At 75.2% G+C, this 17,742-nt stretch carries 19 protein-coding genes and 1 riboswitch; of the genes, 9 read left to right on the top strand and 10 right to left on the bottom strand.

All coding sequences use genetic code 11. From position 1 onward, the window contains the following. Nucleotides 1-11: 11 nt before the first annotated feature. Genes Q1A09_RS13920 through Q1A09_RS13910 form a run of 3 tightly spaced genes read right to left on the bottom strand, consistent with a single transcriptional unit; the run spans nucleotide 12 to nucleotide 2,294 of the window. Complete coding sequence (locus tag Q1A09_RS13920; protein WP_299955891.1) at nucleotides 12-1,001, bottom strand: aldo/keto reductase; 990 nt, start codon at nucleotides 999-1,001, stop codon at nucleotides 12-14. 49 nt (nucleotides 1,002-1,050) lie between these two features. Beyond that, nucleotides 1,051-1,848, bottom strand: coding sequence for an oxidoreductase (locus tag Q1A09_RS13915; RefSeq protein ID WP_299955889.1), 798 nt, complete (start codon nucleotides 1,846-1,848; stop codon nucleotides 1,051-1,053). A 50-nt stretch (nucleotides 1,849-1,898) separates the two neighbouring features. Continuing rightward, on the bottom strand, nucleotides 1,899-2,294 hold the full coding sequence (locus Q1A09_RS13910; RefSeq protein WP_299955887.1) for a cupin domain-containing protein: 396 nt from the start codon (nucleotides 2,292-2,294) through the stop codon (nucleotides 1,899-1,901). Between the two features lie 99 nt (nucleotides 2,295-2,393). Here Q1A09_RS13910 and Q1A09_RS13905 point away from each other — a divergent pair, with 99 nt between their 5' ends. The 3 genes from Q1A09_RS13905 to Q1A09_RS13895 are packed head-to-tail and all read left to right on the top strand — an operon-like array spanning nucleotide 2,394 to nucleotide 4,299. Then, nucleotides 2,394-2,957 carry a histidine phosphatase family protein gene (locus Q1A09_RS13905; RefSeq protein WP_299955886.1) on the top strand — a complete coding sequence of 188 codons (564 nt, stop codon included), beginning with the start codon at nucleotides 2,394-2,396 and terminating at the stop codon, nucleotides 2,955-2,957. Beyond that, entirely contained in the window at nucleotides 2,954-3,517 is a 564-nt protein-coding gene (gene cobU, locus Q1A09_RS13900) for a bifunctional adenosylcobinamide kinase/adenosylcobinamide-phosphate guanylyltransferase (protein ID WP_299955885.1), read from the top strand. Before Q1A09_RS13905 ends, cobU begins: the two co-directional genes overlap by 4 nt. Then, entirely contained in the window at nucleotides 3,514-4,299 is a 786-nt protein-coding gene (locus Q1A09_RS13895) for an adenosylcobinamide-GDP ribazoletransferase (protein WP_299955883.1), read from the top strand. Before cobU ends, Q1A09_RS13895 begins: the two co-directional genes overlap by 4 nt. A gap of 3 nt (nucleotides 4,300-4,302) precedes the next feature. Here Q1A09_RS13895 and Q1A09_RS13890 read toward each other — a convergent pair whose 3' ends face one another. The 4 genes from Q1A09_RS13890 to cobN form a co-directional block, all read right to left on the bottom strand. Beyond that, nucleotides 4,303-4,587, bottom strand: coding sequence for a MoaD/ThiS family protein (locus tag Q1A09_RS13890; protein WP_299955881.1), 285 nt, complete (start codon nucleotides 4,585-4,587; stop codon nucleotides 4,303-4,305). Continuing rightward, nucleotides 4,584-5,663 carry a sialidase family protein gene (locus tag Q1A09_RS13885; RefSeq protein ID WP_299955879.1) on the bottom strand — a complete coding sequence of 360 codons (1,080 nt, stop codon included), beginning with the start codon at nucleotides 5,661-5,663 and terminating at the stop codon, nucleotides 4,584-4,586. Before Q1A09_RS13885 ends, Q1A09_RS13890 begins: the two co-directional genes overlap by 4 nt. Nucleotides 5,664-5,700: 37 nt before the next feature. Continuing rightward, complete coding sequence (locus Q1A09_RS13880; protein WP_299955878.1) at nucleotides 5,701-5,934, bottom strand: hypothetical protein; 234 nt, start codon at nucleotides 5,932-5,934, stop codon at nucleotides 5,701-5,703. A gap of 142 nt (nucleotides 5,935-6,076) precedes the next feature. Further along, entirely contained in the window at nucleotides 6,077-9,700 is a 3,624-nt protein-coding gene (cobN, locus tag Q1A09_RS13875) for a cobaltochelatase subunit CobN (RefSeq protein ID WP_299955876.1), read from the bottom strand. A 53-nt stretch (nucleotides 9,701-9,753) separates the two neighbouring features. Next, nucleotides 9,754-9,817: riboswitch (cobalamin riboswitch) on the bottom strand. A 95-nt stretch (nucleotides 9,818-9,912) separates the two neighbouring features. Between cobN and Q1A09_RS13870 the strand changes: the two genes are divergently transcribed. The 3 genes from Q1A09_RS13870 (at nucleotide 9,913) to Q1A09_RS13860 (ending at nucleotide 12,444) form a co-directional block, all read left to right on the top strand. Beyond that, nucleotides 9,913-10,701: a hypothetical protein gene (locus tag Q1A09_RS13870; protein ID WP_299955874.1), complete on the top strand. Its 789-nt coding sequence runs from the start codon at nucleotides 9,913-9,915 to the stop codon at nucleotides 10,699-10,701. Nucleotides 10,702-10,765: 64 nt separating this feature from the next. Next, nucleotides 10,766-11,308 (top strand): RNA polymerase sigma factor, encoded by a 543-nt coding sequence (locus Q1A09_RS13865; RefSeq protein WP_299955872.1) that lies wholly within the window; start codon nucleotides 10,766-10,768, stop codon nucleotides 11,306-11,308. Next, entirely contained in the window at nucleotides 11,305-12,444 is a 1,140-nt protein-coding gene (locus Q1A09_RS13860) for a hypothetical protein (RefSeq protein WP_299955870.1), read from the top strand. The genes Q1A09_RS13865 and Q1A09_RS13860 overlap by 4 nt, the downstream gene beginning before the upstream one ends. A 109-nt stretch (nucleotides 12,445-12,553) precedes the next feature. Here the strand turns inward: Q1A09_RS13860 and Q1A09_RS13855 are convergent, their stop codons facing one another. The 3 genes from Q1A09_RS13855 to Q1A09_RS13845 form a co-directional block, all read right to left on the bottom strand. After that, a complete protein-coding gene (locus tag Q1A09_RS13855) occupies nucleotides 12,554-13,267 on the bottom strand; it encodes a DUF6629 family protein (RefSeq protein ID WP_299955868.1) in 714 nt (237 codons plus the stop codon). 41 nt (nucleotides 13,268-13,308) lie between these two features. Further along, nucleotides 13,309-13,674 (bottom strand): VanZ family protein, encoded by a 366-nt coding sequence (locus Q1A09_RS13850; protein WP_299955866.1) that lies wholly within the window; start codon nucleotides 13,672-13,674, stop codon nucleotides 13,309-13,311. Nucleotides 13,675-13,760: 86 nt separating this feature from the next. Continuing rightward, entirely contained in the window at nucleotides 13,761-14,258 is a 498-nt protein-coding gene (locus Q1A09_RS13845) for an FKBP-type peptidyl-prolyl cis-trans isomerase (RefSeq protein ID WP_299955864.1), read from the bottom strand. A 245-nt stretch (nucleotides 14,259-14,503) separates the two neighbouring features. Between Q1A09_RS13845 and Q1A09_RS13840 the strand changes: the two genes are divergently transcribed. The 3 genes from Q1A09_RS13840 to Q1A09_RS13830 are packed head-to-tail and all read left to right on the top strand — an operon-like array spanning nucleotide 14,504 to nucleotide 17,630. Further along, complete coding sequence (locus Q1A09_RS13840) at nucleotides 14,504-15,121, top strand: hypothetical protein (RefSeq protein WP_299955862.1); 618 nt, start codon at nucleotides 14,504-14,506, stop codon at nucleotides 15,119-15,121. After that, a complete protein-coding gene (locus Q1A09_RS13835) occupies nucleotides 15,118-16,866 on the top strand; it encodes an ABC transporter ATP-binding protein (protein WP_299955860.1) in 1,749 nt (582 codons plus the stop codon). Before Q1A09_RS13840 ends, Q1A09_RS13835 begins: the two co-directional genes overlap by 4 nt. Further along, on the top strand, nucleotides 16,866-17,630 hold the full coding sequence (locus Q1A09_RS13830; RefSeq protein WP_299955858.1) for an energy-coupling factor transporter transmembrane protein EcfT: 765 nt from the start codon (nucleotides 16,866-16,868) through the stop codon (nucleotides 17,628-17,630). Before Q1A09_RS13835 ends, Q1A09_RS13830 begins: the two co-directional genes overlap by 1 nt. The last annotated feature ends 112 nt before the right edge of the window (nucleotides 17,631-17,742 follow it).

Here is a 17,742-nt window from a genome sequence, read left to right as displayed (position 1 = left end):
CCGCCGGCGGGTCAGCCGCCCACGCGCGCCCGCACCTGGGCCACCTTCTCGCGCACCTGGTCGGCCACGGTGCGGGCAGCCGAGACCGGCTGGAAGTCCTGGGCCGCGGCCGTCAGCGCCTGCTGCTCGGCCGGGGTCAGCTCCAGCTCGGCGGCCGCCACGTTCGACTCGAGCTGCTCGACGCTGGACGCCCCCGGGATGACGACCACCTGCGGCAGGCCGAGCAGCCAGGCCAGCGCCACCTGGGCGGGCTTCGCCTGGTGGGCGGCGGCGACGTCCCGGAGCAGCTGGAGGAGCGGCTCGGCGCGACGCAGGTTCTCCGTGCCGAACAGCGGGTTGGTCGCCCGGACGCCGCCGGGGCGGTGGTCGAGGGAGTACCGGCCTCCGAGCAGCCCCTGGGCGAGCGGGCTGTAGGCGATCACCAGCCGTCCCTCCCGCTCGGCGAAGGGCACCAGGTCCGCCAGCGGACCGGCGGAGGCCAGGGAGAACTGCACCTGGTTGCTGACCACCGGCCCGCCCAGTGCGGCGTCGGCGGCGCGCCAGCGGTCCAGCGGGTAGTTGGAGACGCCGACGGCACCGATGCGCCCCTCGTCGAGCAGGGTGCGCAGCCCCGGCATGAGCACCGAGTCCGGGACGACGGGGTTGGGCCAGTGCACCTGGTACAGCGGGATGCGGTCGAGCTCCAACCGGCGGGCGCTGCCCAGGGCCCGGTTGCGGACGACGGCCGGGAAGGGCGCGACCGGGAAGACCTTGCTCGCCACGACGACCGAGCCGCGGTCGTCCCCCAGCGCCGCGCCGAGGATCCGCTCGCTCTTGCCCATGCCGTAGACCTCGGCGGTGTCGAAGAAGGTGACGCCCAGCTCGCGGGCCCGGCGAACGATGTCCCGGGCCGGACCGGAGGCGTAGTCGGCGCCGTACCCCCACTCCCGGGAGCCGAACTGCCACGTGCCCAGCCCGACCCGGCTGACCTGTCCCAGACCGTCGACCTCGAGGAAGCGCATCTCCCCAGTGTCGGGGCCACACCGCGGTACGGCAGACCGGACGGCGGGCTCAGCCGCGGAGCAGGCTCTCGCAGATCGCCAGGCCCTCGGTGGCGCCGTGCTCGGTCGCCCGGCAGCAGTGCACCAGCCAGCCGGCCAGCCCGTCGGGTCCACCGGAGCGGTAACCGGCGAGCGCCGCGACGTGGGCCTCCGCGCCGAGCTCGGCGAACCCGACCTCGGGCACCGACACGGCCTTCGGGTCGAGGCCGCGGGTGATCCCGACCAGCCGGCCGGCGGCGCGGGCGACCACGCCGTCCTGGGTGCCGAACGGCGCGAGGGCGGCGAGCTCGCCGTGCACCACTCCGGCGATCACCACGGCCGGCACCGTGGTGGCGCCGGTGATGATCGAGAACAGCCCGCCCAGCCGCGGCCCGGCCGCGCCGTTCGGGCGGCCCAGATCGGCGGAGTCGGCCAGGTCCGCGGCCGCTAGGACGTGCAGCCGGGCGAGCACCTGACCGGGTGCCCGCTCCCAGGTCTCCACCATCGAGCCGAGCCCGACCGACACCCGCAGCGCCCCCTGGACGACGGGGTCCTCGACCTCCCCGGCGCGCAGCTGCGCCAGCGGCACGTCCACGCCCTCCAGCGCGGCCGAGGCCCGGGCGCCGCGCAGCGCGGACTCCGCGCTCACCCCGGCGGACTCCCGGCGGAGCACCTTGTGCCCGAGCAGGCGGTCGACGGCGGCGCGGGCCCCCTCTGCGGCCTCGGCGACGCCGGGCAGGTCCATCAGCGGCGCGAGCGGGTCGGGGCCGGTCGGGCGGGCGGCGGGCCGGGGGGCCCGGCCGGCGCCGGGGCGCAGCGGGATCGTCACGGCTGCGACGGTACGAGCCGCCTGCGGTCGCCTGCCCACCGCCCGGACCGTCAGAGCTCGCGGCCCGCCGTCCGCTGCACGTGCGCGGGGACGACGACGTCCGCCCGGTCGCCGGTGGTCACCGTGCCGGTGGGCTCGAACATCAGGATCGAGCCGCCGGTCGAGGAGGGCTTGTGCTCCGTGCCCCGCGGCACGACGAAGGTGTCCCCCTGGCGCAGCTCGACGGTCGTCTCGGTGCCCTCGACGTCGCGGAGCGCGACGTCGAACCGTCCCTCGAGGACGAGGAAGAACTCGTCGGTGTCCTCGTGCACGTGCCAGACGTGCTCCCCGAGGGAGTGCGCGATGCGGACGTCGTAGTCGTTGACCCGGCCCACGATGCGCGGGCTGTAGACCTCGTCGAAGGTGGCCAGGGCCGCGGTCAGGTTCACCGGTGCAGGCGTCGTCATGCCGGCAGTCTGCGCCGGGCGCGGGTCCGCCGGCTTGGACGTTCCTGACCGGCGGGCCCCCGGCCGCGGCCGGTTCACCGCCACCTAGGCTGCCTGGCGATGACCGGCCCGCTCACCCTCCTGCTCGTCCGGCACGGGCAGAGCGAGTGGAACGCCGCCGGGCTGATGCAGGGGCAGACCGCACACGTCCCGCTCACCGAGCTCGGCCACCGGCAGGCCGCACAGGCCGCGGCCGAGCTGGCCGCACTCACCCGGGACGGCGCCGGTCCCGGCGCCCTGGTCTCCAGCGACCTGCTGCGGGCCGTGCAGACCGCCGAGCACTGCGCCGCCGCCACCGGGCTGACCCTGACCACCACCCCGGCGTTGCGCGAGCAGGGCTACGGCGTGCTGGAGGGCCGGCCCTCGCGCGAGCTGTGGGACGTCGTCGACTGGACCGACCCGCACTGGTCGGCCGAGGGCGGGGAGAGCCTGGCCGAGCTGCACGCCCGGGTCGCCGCCTACCTGGAGGGCCTGCGCGCCGACCCGCCGGCCGACGTCGTCGCGCTGGTCACCCACGGCGACACCATCCGCGCCGCGCAGGCGGTGGTCGCCGGGCTCGGCCCCGACCAGCTGCCAGGCGTGACGCCGCACAACGGCACGGTCACCCGGCTGGAGCTGCCGTGAGCCGGACGCTGGTGCTCGGCGGTTCGCGGTCGGGCAAGTCGGCGCACGCCGAGCAGCTGCTGGCGGACTGGTCCGAGGTCACCTACCTCGCCACCTCCCGGGTCGACGACACCGACGCCGAGTGGGCGGCCCGGGTCGCCGCGCACCGCGACCGCCGCCCGGCCGGCTGGACGACGCTGGAGACGACGGCGCCGTCGGAGCTGATCCGCGCCGGGGCGGTGCTGGTGGACAGCGTGACCACCTGGGTGGCCGCGCTGATGGACGAGACCGGCATCTGGGACACCCTGGACACCGCCGGCGCCCACGCGGCCGGCTCGGCCACCGACGCCGCCGCGGCCCGCGACCGCCTCAGCGCCCGCTGTGACGCGCTGGTCGACAACTGGGTGATGACGCCGGCGCACGTGGTCGCGGTCAGCGACGAGGTGGGGCTGGGCGTGGTGCCGGAGACCCGCGCCGGGCGGCTGTTCCGGGACACCCTGGGCGAGGTCAACCAGCGGCTGGCCGCGACCGCCGACGAGGTGTGGTTCGTCGTCGCCGGGCTGCCCCAGCGGCTGCGGTGAGCGAGGGCCCGCAGCGGTCCCGGTGGGCCGGGCCGGCGGAGTCGTTCGCGCTGCTGACCAGCCTGCGGGTGCCGGCCGCGGCATCGGCCCGCGGTGTGCTGCCCTGGGCGCCGCTGGTCGGGCTGGTGCTCGGTGCGGTGGCCACCACGGTCGCCTGGGCCGCCGGCCGGGCCGCGAGCCCGCTGGTCGGCGCCGTCCTCGGGATCGCCGTGCTGGCCTGGCTGACCCGCGGCCTGCACCTGGACGGGCTGGCCGACACCGCCGACGGGCTGGGCCCGCTGCGCGGCCGGGAACGCGCGCTGCAGGTGATGCGCGCCGGCGACGTCGGCCCCTTCGGCGTGGCCACGCTGGTCCTGGTCCTGCTCCTGCAGATCGGCTGCCTGGCGCAGCTGCTCACCCTGGACGGCGGCTGGCTCGCCCTGCCCGCCGCCACGGTGACCGCCCGGCTGGCGATGGCGGGGACCGGGCTGCCGGGGGTGCCGATCGCCGAGGGCTCCTCGCTGGGTCAGGCGGTGGCCGGCACCGTCTCCCGCGGCTGGCTGGCCGGCGCTGCCGTGCTCACCGCAGCCGCAGCCGCGGGGGCTGCGCTGCTGGTGGGCTCCGGCGGCCCGACCGCGGCGCTGGTGCTGGTCGCCGCCGTCGCGGCGGGGCTGGGCGCGTCCGAGGCGCTGTCCGCCCGCGCCGTCGGCCGGCTGGGCGGGGTCAACGGCGACGTGATGGGCGCGATGGGCGAGGTCGCCGCCACCGTCACCCTGCTCACGGCGGCCCTGCTGCTCGGCTGAGCCTCAGCCCCCGGCGACCGACTGCACGACCATGACCTCGGCTCCCGACGGCACCGGCGTGGCCAGCCCGGACAGCCGGCGCACCTCGTCGCCGTCCACGTAGACGTTGACGAAGCGGCGCAGCGCACCCGTCTCGTCGCGCACCCGGCGGTCGAACACCGGGTGCTGCGCGGCCAGCGCGTCGAGCACCGCGCAGACCGTTGCGTCCCCGGCGAGGTCGAGGGACAGCGACGTCCGGCCGCCGGTGCAGTCGGCGAGCATGCGGGGCAGCAGCACCCGCACGGTCACGGCAGCACCGCGGCGCGCACGCAGAGCACGTCGGGCAGGTGGCCGGCGACCTGGGTGAACGACTCCCCCGCGTCGGCGCTGGCGTAGACCTCCCCGCCGCGGGTGCCGACGTAGACGCCCACCGGGTCGCCGGCGTCCACGCAGGCGGCGTCGCGCAGCACCGCGTTGTACTCGTCGACCGGCAGCCCGGCGTCCAGCCGCTGCCAGGTCTCCCCCGCGTCGTCGCTGCGGTGCACCGCCAGCCGACCGTCCGGCGGGATCCGCTGACCATCGGCCACCAGCGGGACCACCCAGATCCGCCCGCCGCGGCGCGGGTCGGCCAGCATCACGAAGCCGAAGTCCGAGGGCAGTCCGGCCGCGATCGACGTCCAGGTGTCGCCGTCGTCGTCGGAGCGGTGCACGCCGTGGTGGTTCTGCGCGTACAGCCGGCGCGGGTCGGCGGCGTCCCGGGCGATCTTGTGCACGCACTGGCCGAACTCCGGCGCGGGGCCGGGCAGGAAGTAGGCGGAGATGCCGGCGTTGCGCGGTTGCCAGGACGCCCCGCCGTCCCGGGTCCGGTAGACCCCGCCGGTGCTCATCGCCACGTGCACTGTGCCCCCGGGCCCGGGGACGACGGAGTGCGCGGCCGCCCCGCCGTAGCCGGCTCCCCACTCGGCGCGGTGCGGGTGGTCCCAGAGCCCGCGGCAGAGCTCGAAGTGGTCACCGCCGTCGTCCGAGCGCCAGACGGAGATCGGCTCGCAGCCGGCCCAGACCACGCCGGGCCGGTCGTCGGCGTCCGGCCGCAGCTGCCAGATCCGCTCGACCGCGGCGCCGGTGTCGGCGGGGAAGCGGATCGCGCCGGCGGCCGGTTCGTCCCAGGTGACGCCCAGGTCGTCGGAGTGCACGACCGTCGGGCCGAAGTGCTCCGACCGCACGCCGACCATCAGCCGGGTGCGGCCACCCCGGGTGTCGATGCCGATGCTCGGCACCTCGGTCATCAGGAAGTGCGGCGAGGAGAGCGACCAGCTGCGCCGGTCCTCACTCGTCGCGAGCCAGAGCCCCTTGCGGGTGCCGATCGCCAGCAGAGTCGTCGCCATGCAGCAGTAGACCGCCGCGCACCGACGAACTCATCGGCTACCGGTGCGCCGATCGGTCCGCGGAACGTCGCCCCCACCACCGCTGGGCAGCGCCCTTGACCAACCAGGCGAGCGAGACCACGACCAGGAGGATCCAGATCCGGTCCCAGCCGGTTGCCCGGTAGACCACCTCCTGGACGACGTAGACGACGGCGAAGTACGCGGCGAACCAGCCCAGCTCGACCGCCAGGCCCCCCGCTGCTCCACCGTGACGCTCGCGTGGCTCAGCCATGCCCCCACCCTGCCACCGCCCACCAGAGCCCGGCCATGTTGGCGAACATGGCCGTCCGACGTCCCCGAGCCCGGCCATGTTGGCGAACATGGCCGTCCGACGTCCCCGAGCCCGGCCATGTTGGCGAACACGGCCGGGTGGGTCAGGCCTGGGCCTGGGCGGGGGTCTCCCCGCCTTCGAGGTCGCCCTCGGTGTCCAGGTAGGCCTGCTGCAGCTCGGCCAGCAGCGCCGGGTCCGGCTCGGCCCACATCTTCCGGTCGACCGCCTCCAGCAGCCGCTCGGCGATGCCGTGCAGCGCCCAGGGGTTCGACTCCTCCATGAACGCCCGGTTCTCCGGGTCGAGCACGTAGCTCTGCGCGAGCTTCTCGTACATCCAGTCGGCGACCACGCCGGTGGTGGCGTCGTAGCCGAACAGGTAGTCCACCGTCGCGGCCATCTCGAACGCGCCCTTGTAGCCGTGCCGGCGCATCGCGGCCAGCCACTTGGGGTTGACCACCCGGGCGCGGAACACCCGGGAGGTCTCCTCCACCAGCGAGCGGGTGCGCACGTGCTCGGGGCGGGTCGAGTCGCCGATGTAGGCCTTCGGCGAGCTGCCGGTCAGCGCGCGCACCGTGGCGACCATGCCGCCGTGGTACTGGAAGTAGTCGTCGGAGTCGGCGATGTCGTGCTCACGGGTGTCGATGTTCTTGGCCGCCACCGCGATCCGCCGGTAGGAGGTCTCCATGTCCGCCCGCGCCGCGACGCCGTCCAGGTCGCGGCCGTAGGCGTAACCGCCCCACACCGCGTAGACCTCGGCCAGGTCGGCGTCGGTGCGCCAGTCCCGGCTGTCGATCAGCGACAGCAGCCCGGCCCCGTACGCGCCGGGCTTGGAGCCGAACACCCGGGTGGTGGCCCGCCGGCGGTCGCCGTGCTCGGCGACGTCGGCGTCCACGTGCGCCTTCACGAAGTTCTGCTCCGGCGTCTCGTCCAGGCCCGCGGCCAGGGTGACGGCGTCGTCGAGCATGGTCACCACGTGCGGGAAGGCGTCCCGGAAGAACCCGGAGATGCGCACCGTGACGTCGATCCGCGGCCGGCCCAGCTCACCGAGCGGGATCGGCTCCAGCGTGGTCACCCGGCGCGAGGCCTCGTCCCAGACCGGCCGGACGCCGAGCAGGGCCAGCACCTGCGCGACGTCGTCGCCGGAGGTGCGCATCGCCGACGTGCCCCACACCGAGAGCCCGACCGAGCGCGGGTGCTCCCCAGTCTCGGAGACGTAGCGCTCGACCAGCGACTCGGCCAGCCCCTGCCCGGTCTCCCAGGCCAACCGGGAGGGCACCGCGCGCGGGTCGACGGAGTAGAAGTTGCGCCCGGTCGGCAGCACGTTGACCAGCCCGCGCAGCGGCGAGCCCGAGGGCCCGGCCGGCACGTAGCCGCCGTCCAGGGCGTGCAGGGCCATGTCGATCTCGTCGGTCGTCCGCGCCAGCCGCGGCACGACCTCGGCCACCGCGAAGTCCAGCACCCGTGACACCTCCGCGTGCGGCCCGCCCAGCACCTCGACGACGGTGGGGTCGACGGCCTCGGCGGTCCAGCCGGCCGCCTCCATGGCGGTGACCAGGGCCAGCGCCCGGGCCTCGACCTCGTCGGTCTCGTGCAGCCCCGCCGAGCCGTCCTCCACCAGGCCGAGCGCCTCGCGCAGGCCGGGCATGGCGACCGAGCCACCCCAGATCTGCCGCGCCCGCAGGATCGCCAGCACCAGCCCCACCCGGGCGTCGCCCTCCGGCGGGGAGCCGAAGACGTGCAGCCCGTCGCGGATCTGGCTGTCCTTGATGGCGCAGAGCCAGCCGTCGACGTGCAGGATCATCTCGTCGAACTCGGCGTCGTGCGGCCGGTCGTCCAGGCCCAGGTCGTGGTCCAGCTTGGCGGCCTGGATCAGCGTCCAGATCTGCTGCCGGACGGCGGGCAGCTTGGGCGGGTCCATCGCGGCGATGTTGGCGTGCTCGTCCAGCAGCTGCTCCAGCCGGGCGATGTCGCCGTAGGTGTCGGCGCGGGCCATCGGCGGCACCATGTGGTCGACCAGCACCGCGTGCGCCCGGCGCTTGGCCTGCGAGCCCTCACCGGGGTCGTTGACCAGGAACGGGTAGACCATCGGCAGGTCACCGAGCGCGGCGTCCGGCGCGCAGGACGCCGACAGCCCCACGGTCTTGCCGGGCATCCACTCCAGGTTGCCGTGCTTGCCCACGTGCACCACCGCGTGCGCACCGAACGACGAGCGCAGCCAGTGGTAGGCGGCCAGGTAGTGGTGGGACGGCGGCAGGTCCGGGTCGTGGTAGATCGCGATCGGGTTCTCCCCGAAGCCGCGCGGCGGCTGGACCATCACCACGACGTTGCCGGCGCGCAGGGCGGCGAACACGATGCAGTCGTCGGTCGGGTCGACGAAGAGCTCACCGGGCGGCGGCCCCCAGTGCTCGACCATCCGGTCGGTCAGCTCGGCGGGCAGGGTGTCGAAGAACCGGCGGTACTCGGCTGCGGGGATGCGCACCGGGTTGCCGGACAGCTGCTCGGCGGTCAGCCAGTCCGGGTCCTGTCCGCCGGCCTCGATCAGGGCGTGCACCAGCCGGTCGCCGTCCAGGTCGGCGACGCCGGGCAGTGCCCCCTCGCCGTCGAACGGGCCGATGTCGTAGCCCTGCCCGGCCATCGCGGCCAGCAGCCGGACCACCGAGGCGGGAGTGTCCAGGCCGACCGCGTTGCCGATCCGGGCGTGCTTGGTCGGGTACGCCGACAGCATCACCACGATCTTGCGGTCGGCGGGAGCGGTGTGCCGCAGCCGGGCGTGCGCGACGGCGGTGCCGGCCACCCGGGCGGCCCGCTCCGGGTCGGGCACGTAGGAGGTCAAGCCGTCGGCGTCGACCTCCTTGAAGGAGAACGGCACGCTGATGATCCGGCCGTCGAACTCCGGGATGGCGACCTGGTTGCCCACGTCCAGCGGGGAGAGCCCGTCGTCGTTGGCCGCCCAGGTCTCCCGCGGGGTGCCCAGCACCAGGCCCTGGATCACCGGGACGTCGAGCCGGGCCAGCTCGCCGACGTCCCAGGCGCCGTCGTCCCCACCGGCGGACGCGGTGGCGGGCTTGGAGCCGCCGGCCGCCAGCACGGTGACGACCATGGCGTCGACGGTGCGCAGCACGTCGAGCATCTCCGGGGCGACCGAGCGCAGCGAGGCGCAGTAGATCGGCACCGGCACGCCACCGGCGGTCTCGATCGCCTCGCACAGCGTGTGCACGAAGGCGGTGTTCCCGGCCAGGTGGTGCGCCCGGTAGTAGAGGACGGCGACCCGCGGCCCGGTCGAGCTGGTCGGGCGGTCGAGCAGGCCCCAGTCCGGCGCGACGGCCGGGGCGTCGAAGCCCTCGCCGTCCAGCAGCACGGTGTCGGACAGGAACCGGTGCAGCTCCACGATGTTGTCGGGCCCGCCCTGGGCCAGGTAGGCGTGCGCGTCGGTGGCCACGCCCATCGGCACGGTGGACAGCGCCATCAGCTCGGCGTCGGGCAGCTGCTCCCCGCCCAGCACGACGACCGGCAGCCCGCTGTCGAGCAGCGGCCGCAGCATGTCCTCGTACTTGCGGGCGGCCCCGAGGATCCGGACGACGACCAGGTCGGTGCCCGCGGCGAACTCGGCGAGCTCACCGGTGCCGACCCGGTAGGGGTTGCCGAGCTTCCAGTCCGACGCGCTCGCCCTGGCCGAGAGCAGGTCGGTGTCGGAGGTGGAGAGCAGGGTGAAGGTGCGTGAGCTCAAGGCAGTGCCTCCCTCGGGGTCCGCGCCCCGGGTCGTCGGGCACGGCAGCCGCGGTGTCTGGCTCCCTCCGGGTGGAGGTCACAGTGGCGGGACCGCGCCGGGCTCGCACCGGCTTCCGCGCGCACTGCCGTGTTGTGCGGCGAACGCTACCCGGCGCCCGGCTGCGCGCCCGGGCAGCGGAACCCACTGGACGGGTGCCCGATGATCGCCGTGTGCATCCCGAGGGCCCGACCCACAGCGCGGACGTCGCCGCCGCGTCCTGGATCCGGCCCCGGTTGGCCACCGACTTCGGGACCGTGGGCAGCGTGGTCCCCGCCGGCTACCCGGCGTACGCCCGGCTGCTGCACCCCGTCGAGGACGGCGAGCGGCTGCGGCGCTGGAGCGACGTCGCGGCGGAGACCGGCCGCACGGTGCACCCGCTGGTCCAGTGGCACCGGCTGGTCGGCGCCGTCGATCCGCGGGGCGCGAGCGACGGCCAGGGCGCCGGCCCCCCGCGGGTCGGCGAGCTGGTCCCCGACCACCTGGCCGCACTGCTCGACGTCCTGGCCGGGCACACCGGCACCCCGGACGACTGCTGGGCCTGCGTCTGGGAGGGGTACGCCTGGGTCGCCAAGGTGCCCGGGTCCATCGCGCTGCTCGCCTTCTCCGACGACGGGGAGCCCCCGGTCCCCGAACACGGACCGCCCGGCTTCACGGCCGAGCAGCTGGCCGGCCCGCGGCTGGACCACCCGGACCGCTCCTACCTGCTGCTGCGCGGCCCGCTGACCTCGTTCCGGTTCATCGGCGACCAGGTGACCGCTGACTGGTTCGACCCGCAGTCGCCGAACCTGTGGTGGCCGGCCGACCGCACGTGGTGCGTGGGCACCGAGATCGACTTCGACAGCACGCTGGTCGCCGGCAGCCGCGCCCTGGTCGACGACCTGCTGGCCCACCCGGTGCTGGAGGCGCTGGAGGTCCAGCCGGGCGACTCCCTCACCTGGGACGCCGACGAGGTGAACTGACCCGGGTGTAACCGGGTGGCTGCGTCCGGACACTTCCCCGGTGTGAGCACGCTGAGGACCCACGGTGGGTGAGCCCGCCGAGCAGCGGTTCGAGCAGTTGTGGACCGATCACGCGCAGGCCGTCGTCCGGTACGCCCGTCGGCACGTGCTCCCCGACGACGTCGAGGACGTCGTCGCGGAGACGTTCGTGGTGGCCTGGCGGCGGCTGGACGAGGTGCCTGCCTTCGGCCTCCCCTGGCTGCTCGGCGTCGCCCGGGGCGTGAGCGCGAACGCCCGGCGCGCGCGCCGACGCCGGGATGCACTGACCGAGCGGATCAGCGCACAGCCGGCCGAGGACCCCGCCTGGCCGGTCGCCGGCCCGGACGACGAGGTGACCGCTGCCCTGCACCGGCTCTCGGACGCCGACCGCGAACTGCTCACCCTGCTGGCCTGGGACGGCCTCAGCCACGAGGAGGCCGCCGAGGCGCTCGGCTGCACCCGCGGCGCGCTCAAGGTGCGGCTGCACCGCACCCGCCGCCGGTTCGCTGCGCTGCTCGGCGAGCACACCGCCGACCCGCAGGGCGTCACCACCGTCCTCCCCCTCTCCCAGCCCGGAGGCATCGAATGACCCCCGACCTCGACTCCCTGCTGCGCGCCGCGGACCCGGCGGGTCGCACCCCCGACGACGCTGCGCTGCTCGCCCGGGTGCGCGACCGGGTGGACGTCGAGCGCGCGGGCAGCCTCCCGGCGGGGCACCGCCGTTCACCCTGGCCGCGCCGGGTCACGCTGATCGCCGCAGCCGCCGCTGTGCTGACCGCCGTCCCGCTGGTCATCAGCGCGGTCCAGGACGACGGTGGCGGTGCGCCGGCGCTCGTCTCCCCGGCCGTGGCCGCGGACGGGTCGATCAGCTGCGCCGACGGGTACGCGAGCGTGGTCCGCCCGGAAGAGGCGGAGGTCCGGCTGCTGCCCGACGAGCTGCCGAGTGGTTGGGCCTACCGGTCGATCATGGTGCGCCACAACTCGCGCGCCTCGACCTGCATCCCGCCGTCCCTGGCCGTGGTGGAGCAGGACGCGGCGGGGGTGGTGACCGCGCGGCTCGCGGTCACCGGACCCGTGGACGCGCGGATCGACCGACTCCACCTGGTCGACGAGAGCGAGCCGGACACGGTGCTCGGCCACCCCGCGCTGCGCTTCGACGTGCAGGCCTCCACGACCGGCCTGCGGCGGTGGGTGTGGACCGACGGGCAGGGTCAGCAGTGGTCGGTGGAGGCCGACGGGATGACCCTGGAGGCGGCCCGGCAGGCGCTCACCGCGGTGCGCGTCGACGGTCCGCAGGTCGGCTGGGACCCGACGCTGAGCCCCGGCTGGGTCGTCGTGCACCAGCGTGCGGGTGCGCCGTACGCCACTCCGCAACACGTGACGACCTGGTGGACGGAGCTCACCGACGGTGAGATCACCCGCGTGCTGGACGTCGAGGTCTTCGGACCGGTCCAGCTCCCGCTGGCGGTCGGGGCGGACGTCGGTGACCGCCTGACCACCCTGGCCGGCCGGCCGGCGATCATCGCCCGCCCCCAGGGCGGAGAGGCCGATGGCGGGCCACCGGGATCCACTCCGCGCACCTTCGTGCTGGTGGAGCCGACTGCCGGCGCGCTGGCGCTGGTCGCGCCGCCCGACGACGAGAGGTCCGGGTTCGAACAGATGCTCGCCTCGCTGCGCCAGGTGCCGTCCGACGACCCCCGACTCGCGCGGTACGGCACCGACTGAGCCAGGCCGGACGGCGGATGCTGCCGGCGATCCGGAGCCGCGCACCCCGGAGCTCGGGTGCCCGGGTGACCACCTCAGCCGGGACGCCGCCGAGGTCGACTGACGGGGGTCAGCGGGCGGCCGTTCCCTCGGTTGCTCGCCCGACCTCGGCCGGCGACGTGGACTGCAGCCACCGCACGCGACTGCCCTCGGCGCGGTTGCGCCGCACGAAGAAGACCAGGACGAGCACGCTGGTCAGCGCGGCCCACAGGCACCACAGCGAGGCGAAGGCGGCGGCCAGCACGATCAGCGTGACCACGATCCCGATCCCGTTGGCCACCCCGAACGCGACGATCGAGCGGTAGCCGGCCAGCAACGCGGCGCCCACGGTGGCGAGCACGTACCCGACGGCCGCGACGCCGAGCAGCGGCGCATGGGCGTGGTAGGCGATCGAGTGGTGCACCTGCTCGTAGTCGACGGGGCGGGCCACGCTGGCCCAGAACAGGTAGACGGCGGTGATCGCGCCGATGACCACGAACGGCAGCATGTGTCGCCGCCGCCGGCCCGGTGGCTCGATCAGCAGCAGCGCGGCCGGGACCAGGACCGGCAGGAGCCCGAACGCGTAGAGCACGTAGAGGAAGGCAGCCACGTCCCCCACCCCCGAGCCGACGTGCCCCTCCAGGCTCAGCCACACGAAGCCCTCGGCGAGCTGGTGCAGCGCGAAGAGCCCCGGGAGGGCGGCGAACGGGACGTCGCGGACGGTGCGGACCTGCATCGCGGTGGCCACGGCCACGGCGCCGATGCCCCCGGCGGCCACGAAGTCGGCGGTGGCGGAGAAGCACATGCGGCGACCATCGCACCGGGCGGCCGGTCCTGCCGGCCGGCTCAGCCGGGGTGGCTGCTGCGCCGGCGGGTGAGCAGCCAGTGCAGCCCGACGCCGATCGCCGCGCCCGTGCTGTTGGTGACGACGTCGACGACCGAGGGGTACCGGTCCGGCAGGAAGAGGAACTGCGTCACCTCGATGCCCACCGAGGCCGCCACGCACAGCAGCCAGACGACCCGGCGATGCAACCGAGGCAGCGCCCAGCACAGCAACAGGCCGAGCGGGACGAACAGCAGCACGTTCCCGCCCCGCTCAGCCACCCGGGCGCTGACCTGCCAGGACCAGCCGGTGACGTCGTGCACCGCCCGGGTCACCGGCCACTGCACCCGCCCCATCGGCGACGGGCGCAGGGTCAGCCAGGCCCCCACCGCCAGGTAGCCGGCGAGCAGGGCACGAGCCCAGCCCGGCCCCGGCCCCCCAGGGCCCCGGGAGCCGCCGTCCCCCGGGCCGGTGGTCAGGCGCTGACCTCGACCAGGTCGATCACGAAGACCAGGGTGGCCCCGCCGGGGATCGGCCCGTAGCCCTCGTCCCCGTAGCCGAGGTCGCTGGGGATGGTGACCACCCTCCGGCCACCGACCTGCATCCCCTCGATGCCCTGCTCGAAGCCCTCGACGACGGCGCCCTGACCGAGCGGCACGGAGAGGGTCTCGTCGTCCCCCCGGCTCCAGGAGGAGTCGAACTCCTCACCGCTCTCGTAGAACGCGCCGACGTACTTGACCTCGGCGGTCGTCCCCGTGACGGCCTCGGTCCCGTCCCCGGCCACCACGTCCTCGACGACGAGCTCCTCCGGCGCCGGCTCCTCGGAGGGCGGCACGTCGGGTGCCTCGGACAGGTCGGTGCTGATCTGGTCGGCCATGGTCCCCGTCGCCTCGTCGTCGGCCCCCCCGCAGGCGGCCAGCGAGGCGGTGAGGGCCAGCGCGGCGAGCAGGCGTGGGACGGTGCGGCGGTCCATCAGGGGTCCTCCTGTCCGGGCTCCCGCTCGGGTGGACGGGTGGCGGGAGTCCCTCCACGGTACGGAGCCGTCCGCGACGGCAACGGCGCGGACGGGGTGCGCCCGGCCGGCCGCGGTGACCCACCGGAGGCATCCGCCGACCGAGGGCCAGTTGGGGCAGCCGTCACCTCCGCAGTGGCCGGCGTTCACCCCGGGCGGGCACCGTCACGGTCATCAGACGATCCCGTCCCGAGATGGGTGGACGCATGGACGACCTGACCCCCGCACGGATGACGATCGTCGCGGTCCTCTGCGCGACGACGTTCTTCCTCGCCCTCACGCTGCTGGAAGCGGTTCCCGAGATCCCGGTCGACATCGACGCCAAGCCGTTCTTCATCCCGGTCGCGCTCGCGGCGCTCGTCCCGCTGGGCCGGCCGGTCGTGGCGGTCGCGGTCGGCGCGATGATGGGCGAGTTCCTGCGCGACATGCTCGAGGGCTACGAGATCGACGACGTGTTCGGCGCCGTCGGCTACGTCGTCGGGTTCATCGCCGCCGGCTACGCGGTGGGCAACCGCCCGCTGAGCAGGCTGCGGCTCACCGGCGCGGTGCTGCTGGCCGCGGCGCTGCACGCGGTGATCGAGGCGTCGTCCCTGGTGCTGTTCGACTCCGAGCTGTTCAGCATCGCGGTCTACAGCGCCATCGGGAACGTGATCGGCGACGGCATGCTGCTCGGGGTGGTCCCGCTGCTCGGCCTGGTGCCGCTGCTCTACGGGCGCATCGACCGGTACCTGGGCTTCGAGCCCCGGGGGCTCGACCAGCACCGTGACCTCGTGCCGGAGGTGCCGCGCGCGCGGCTCGAACCCGCCGGTCAGGTGACCCGGTGAGCATCCGCGTCGACGACCTCACGTTCCACTACCCCGCCAGCGACCTGCCCGCCCTGGACGGCGTCACCTTCCAGGTCGACCACGGCCAGGTGGTGGGCCTGGTCGGGCCACCGGGATCGGGCAAGACGACGTTGTGCCTGGCGCTGGCCGGGCTGGTGCCCGGGGTGACCGGCGGGCGGCTGTCGGGCCGGGTGGAGCTCACCGCGGAGGACGACGCGACGGACGGCGACGCACCGGTCGGCATCGTCTTCGAGGACCCCGGTGGGCAGCTGACCCAGCTGCGGGTGCTGTCCGAGGTGGCCGATCCGCTCCGCACCCGGGGGCGGACGCCGGAGGACGCCGAGGCCGAGGCCCGCCGGCTGCTGGAGCGGGTGGGCCTGCCCGGGGAGGAGCTGGCCCGGCGCTGGGTGTGGGAGCTCTCGGAGGGGCAGCAGGTGCTGCTCGCCCTGGCCGCGACGCTGGCGATCCGTCCCCGGGTGCTGGTGCTGGACACCGTCATGGGCCACCTGGATCCCGGGCACCGGGGCGAGCTGCTGCGCATCATCCGGGAGGAGGCCGGCCGGCGGACCGTGCTGCTGGTCGAGCAGGACGCCGGCGTGCTGGTCGACCTGGCCGACCGGCTGCTGGTGCTGACCGACGGCGCGGTGTCCGCCCAGGGCGACCTCCAGGAACTGCTCGCCGACGAGCGGGTCCAGCAGGCCGCCGACCTGGACCCTCCGGCGCCGCTGCACGCCGCGCGCCGGCTCGGGCTGCCCGGCCGCCCGCTCACCGACGTCCAGTTCGGGGCCGCCGTCGGCCGGATCGGGGCCGACCACCCCGGCGCCCGCCCGCCCGCCACCGGCAGCCCGAAGGGCCGCGCGGAGCCCGCCTGGGCCGGGGAACCGGCGCGCATCCAGGTGCGCGAGGTGGACTTCGCCTACCCGGACCGGTCGCCGGCGCTGCGCGGGGTGAGCCTGGAGGTGCGCCCCGGCGAGGTGCACGCGGTCATGGGGCCGACCGGCGCCGGCAAGAGCACGCTGGTCAAGCTGCTGGCCGGGCTGCTGCGCCCGGTGGCCGGGCAGGTGGTGGTGGACGACCAGGACACCGCCGACGTGCACCCGGCCGACCTGGCGCTGCGGGTGGCGACCCTCCCGCAGGGCGCGGCGCAGACCCTGTCCCAGCGGCGGGTGCGCGACGAGATCGCCTACTCGCTGCGCCGCCGGCGCCGCACCGAGGAGCTGGACGCCCGGGTGGACATCGCCCGGCGGCTGGTCGGCCTGCCCCAGGACCTGCTGGACGCCGACCCCATCCTGCTGCCCAACGCGCACCGCCGGCTGGTCGCGCTGGCCGCCGCGCTGGTCGTCGAACCGACCGTGGTGGTCCTGGACGCCCCCTTCTCCGGGATGGGGCCCGGCGCGCGGCGGCGGCTGACCGCGACGATGTCCGAGCTGCGCGACCGGGGCACGACCGTGCTGATGACCGAGCACGACGCGGAGGCCGTCGCCGAGGTGGCCGACACCGTCACCGTGCTCGACCACGGCGCCGTGGCGCTGCAGGGCCCGACCCGCGACGTCTTCGGCGCCCGGCACCACGAACAGCTCGGGCTGCGGCGGCTGGCGCTGCCGCGGGCCGGTGCGCTGGCCCGCACGATCGGGCTGGAGGCCTGCACGCTGGACGACCTCGTCGGCCTCCTCGCCGGCGCGCCGTCCACACCGGCGCCCAACGGCGCCACCCCCAGTCGACCCGACGCCGGGAGCGCCGTCTGATGCCGTCCCAGGTGCCCGTCCTCTACGCCAACCGCGACACCGTCGTCGACCGGCGCGACCCGCGGGTCAAGCTGCTGCTGCTGGTCCTGCTGTTCGCCTACGTCTTCGTCGCACCCACCGCCCAGTGGATGCTGATCCCGGTGGTGGCCGGCCTGGTGACCGCCGTGCTGGCGCGCACCCCGTGGCGGTGGGTGGCCGTGCTGTGGTCGATCCACATCCCGACGTTCATCGCACTGATCCTGATCGGCGGGTGGAGCTCGGTGACCGCCGGCGACTGGGGCGGCGTGGTCGACGCGGCCGAGGCGGAGATGCGGTTGGTCCTGGCCTGGACGGCGACGATCCTGGTCAGCCTCAGCGTGTTCTCCGCCATCGACCCCGACGACACGGCCCGGGGCCTGCGCGGGATCGGACTGCCGGCGCAGGCCGCGTTCGCCGTCGGGCTGTCGTACCGGCTGCTGTACACCACCCTGACGGAGGCCATCCAGACCAGCGAGCACCTCAAGCTGCGCGGCGTCCGGCTCGAGATCCGCCACCCGGTCCGCTTCGTGCGAGACGCGCTGCTGGTGTCCCTCCCGGTGCTGTTCGCGGTGGTGCGGCGCGGGCCGACGCTCATGGCGACCATGCGGATGCGTGGCTTCGCCACCGACCCCCAGCTCGGCCGACCCGGGGCGGCCGACGTCGTCGTGCTGGCGACCGCGCTCGCCGTCCTCGTGGCGGCCGTGCTCGCCCGGTGGGGCCCGTTGCCGGACACCCTCCTGGGCTGAGCCGCCGCCGTTGCGTCACCCGCGCAGCGGCCCGGACACGCACCCGTTCGTGGGGTGTGTCCTTCCGGTGACACCCGTCCGGTTGGAGGTGCGGGTCACCCCGGACTGCCAC

This window comes from uncultured Modestobacter sp. (genome assembly GCF_947486615.1).
Taxonomy (GTDB): Bacteria; Actinomycetota; Actinomycetes; order Mycobacteriales; family Geodermatophilaceae; genus Modestobacter.
Note: the sequence above shows the minus strand (reverse complement) of the source record. Positions and strands in the feature narration are given on the sequence as shown.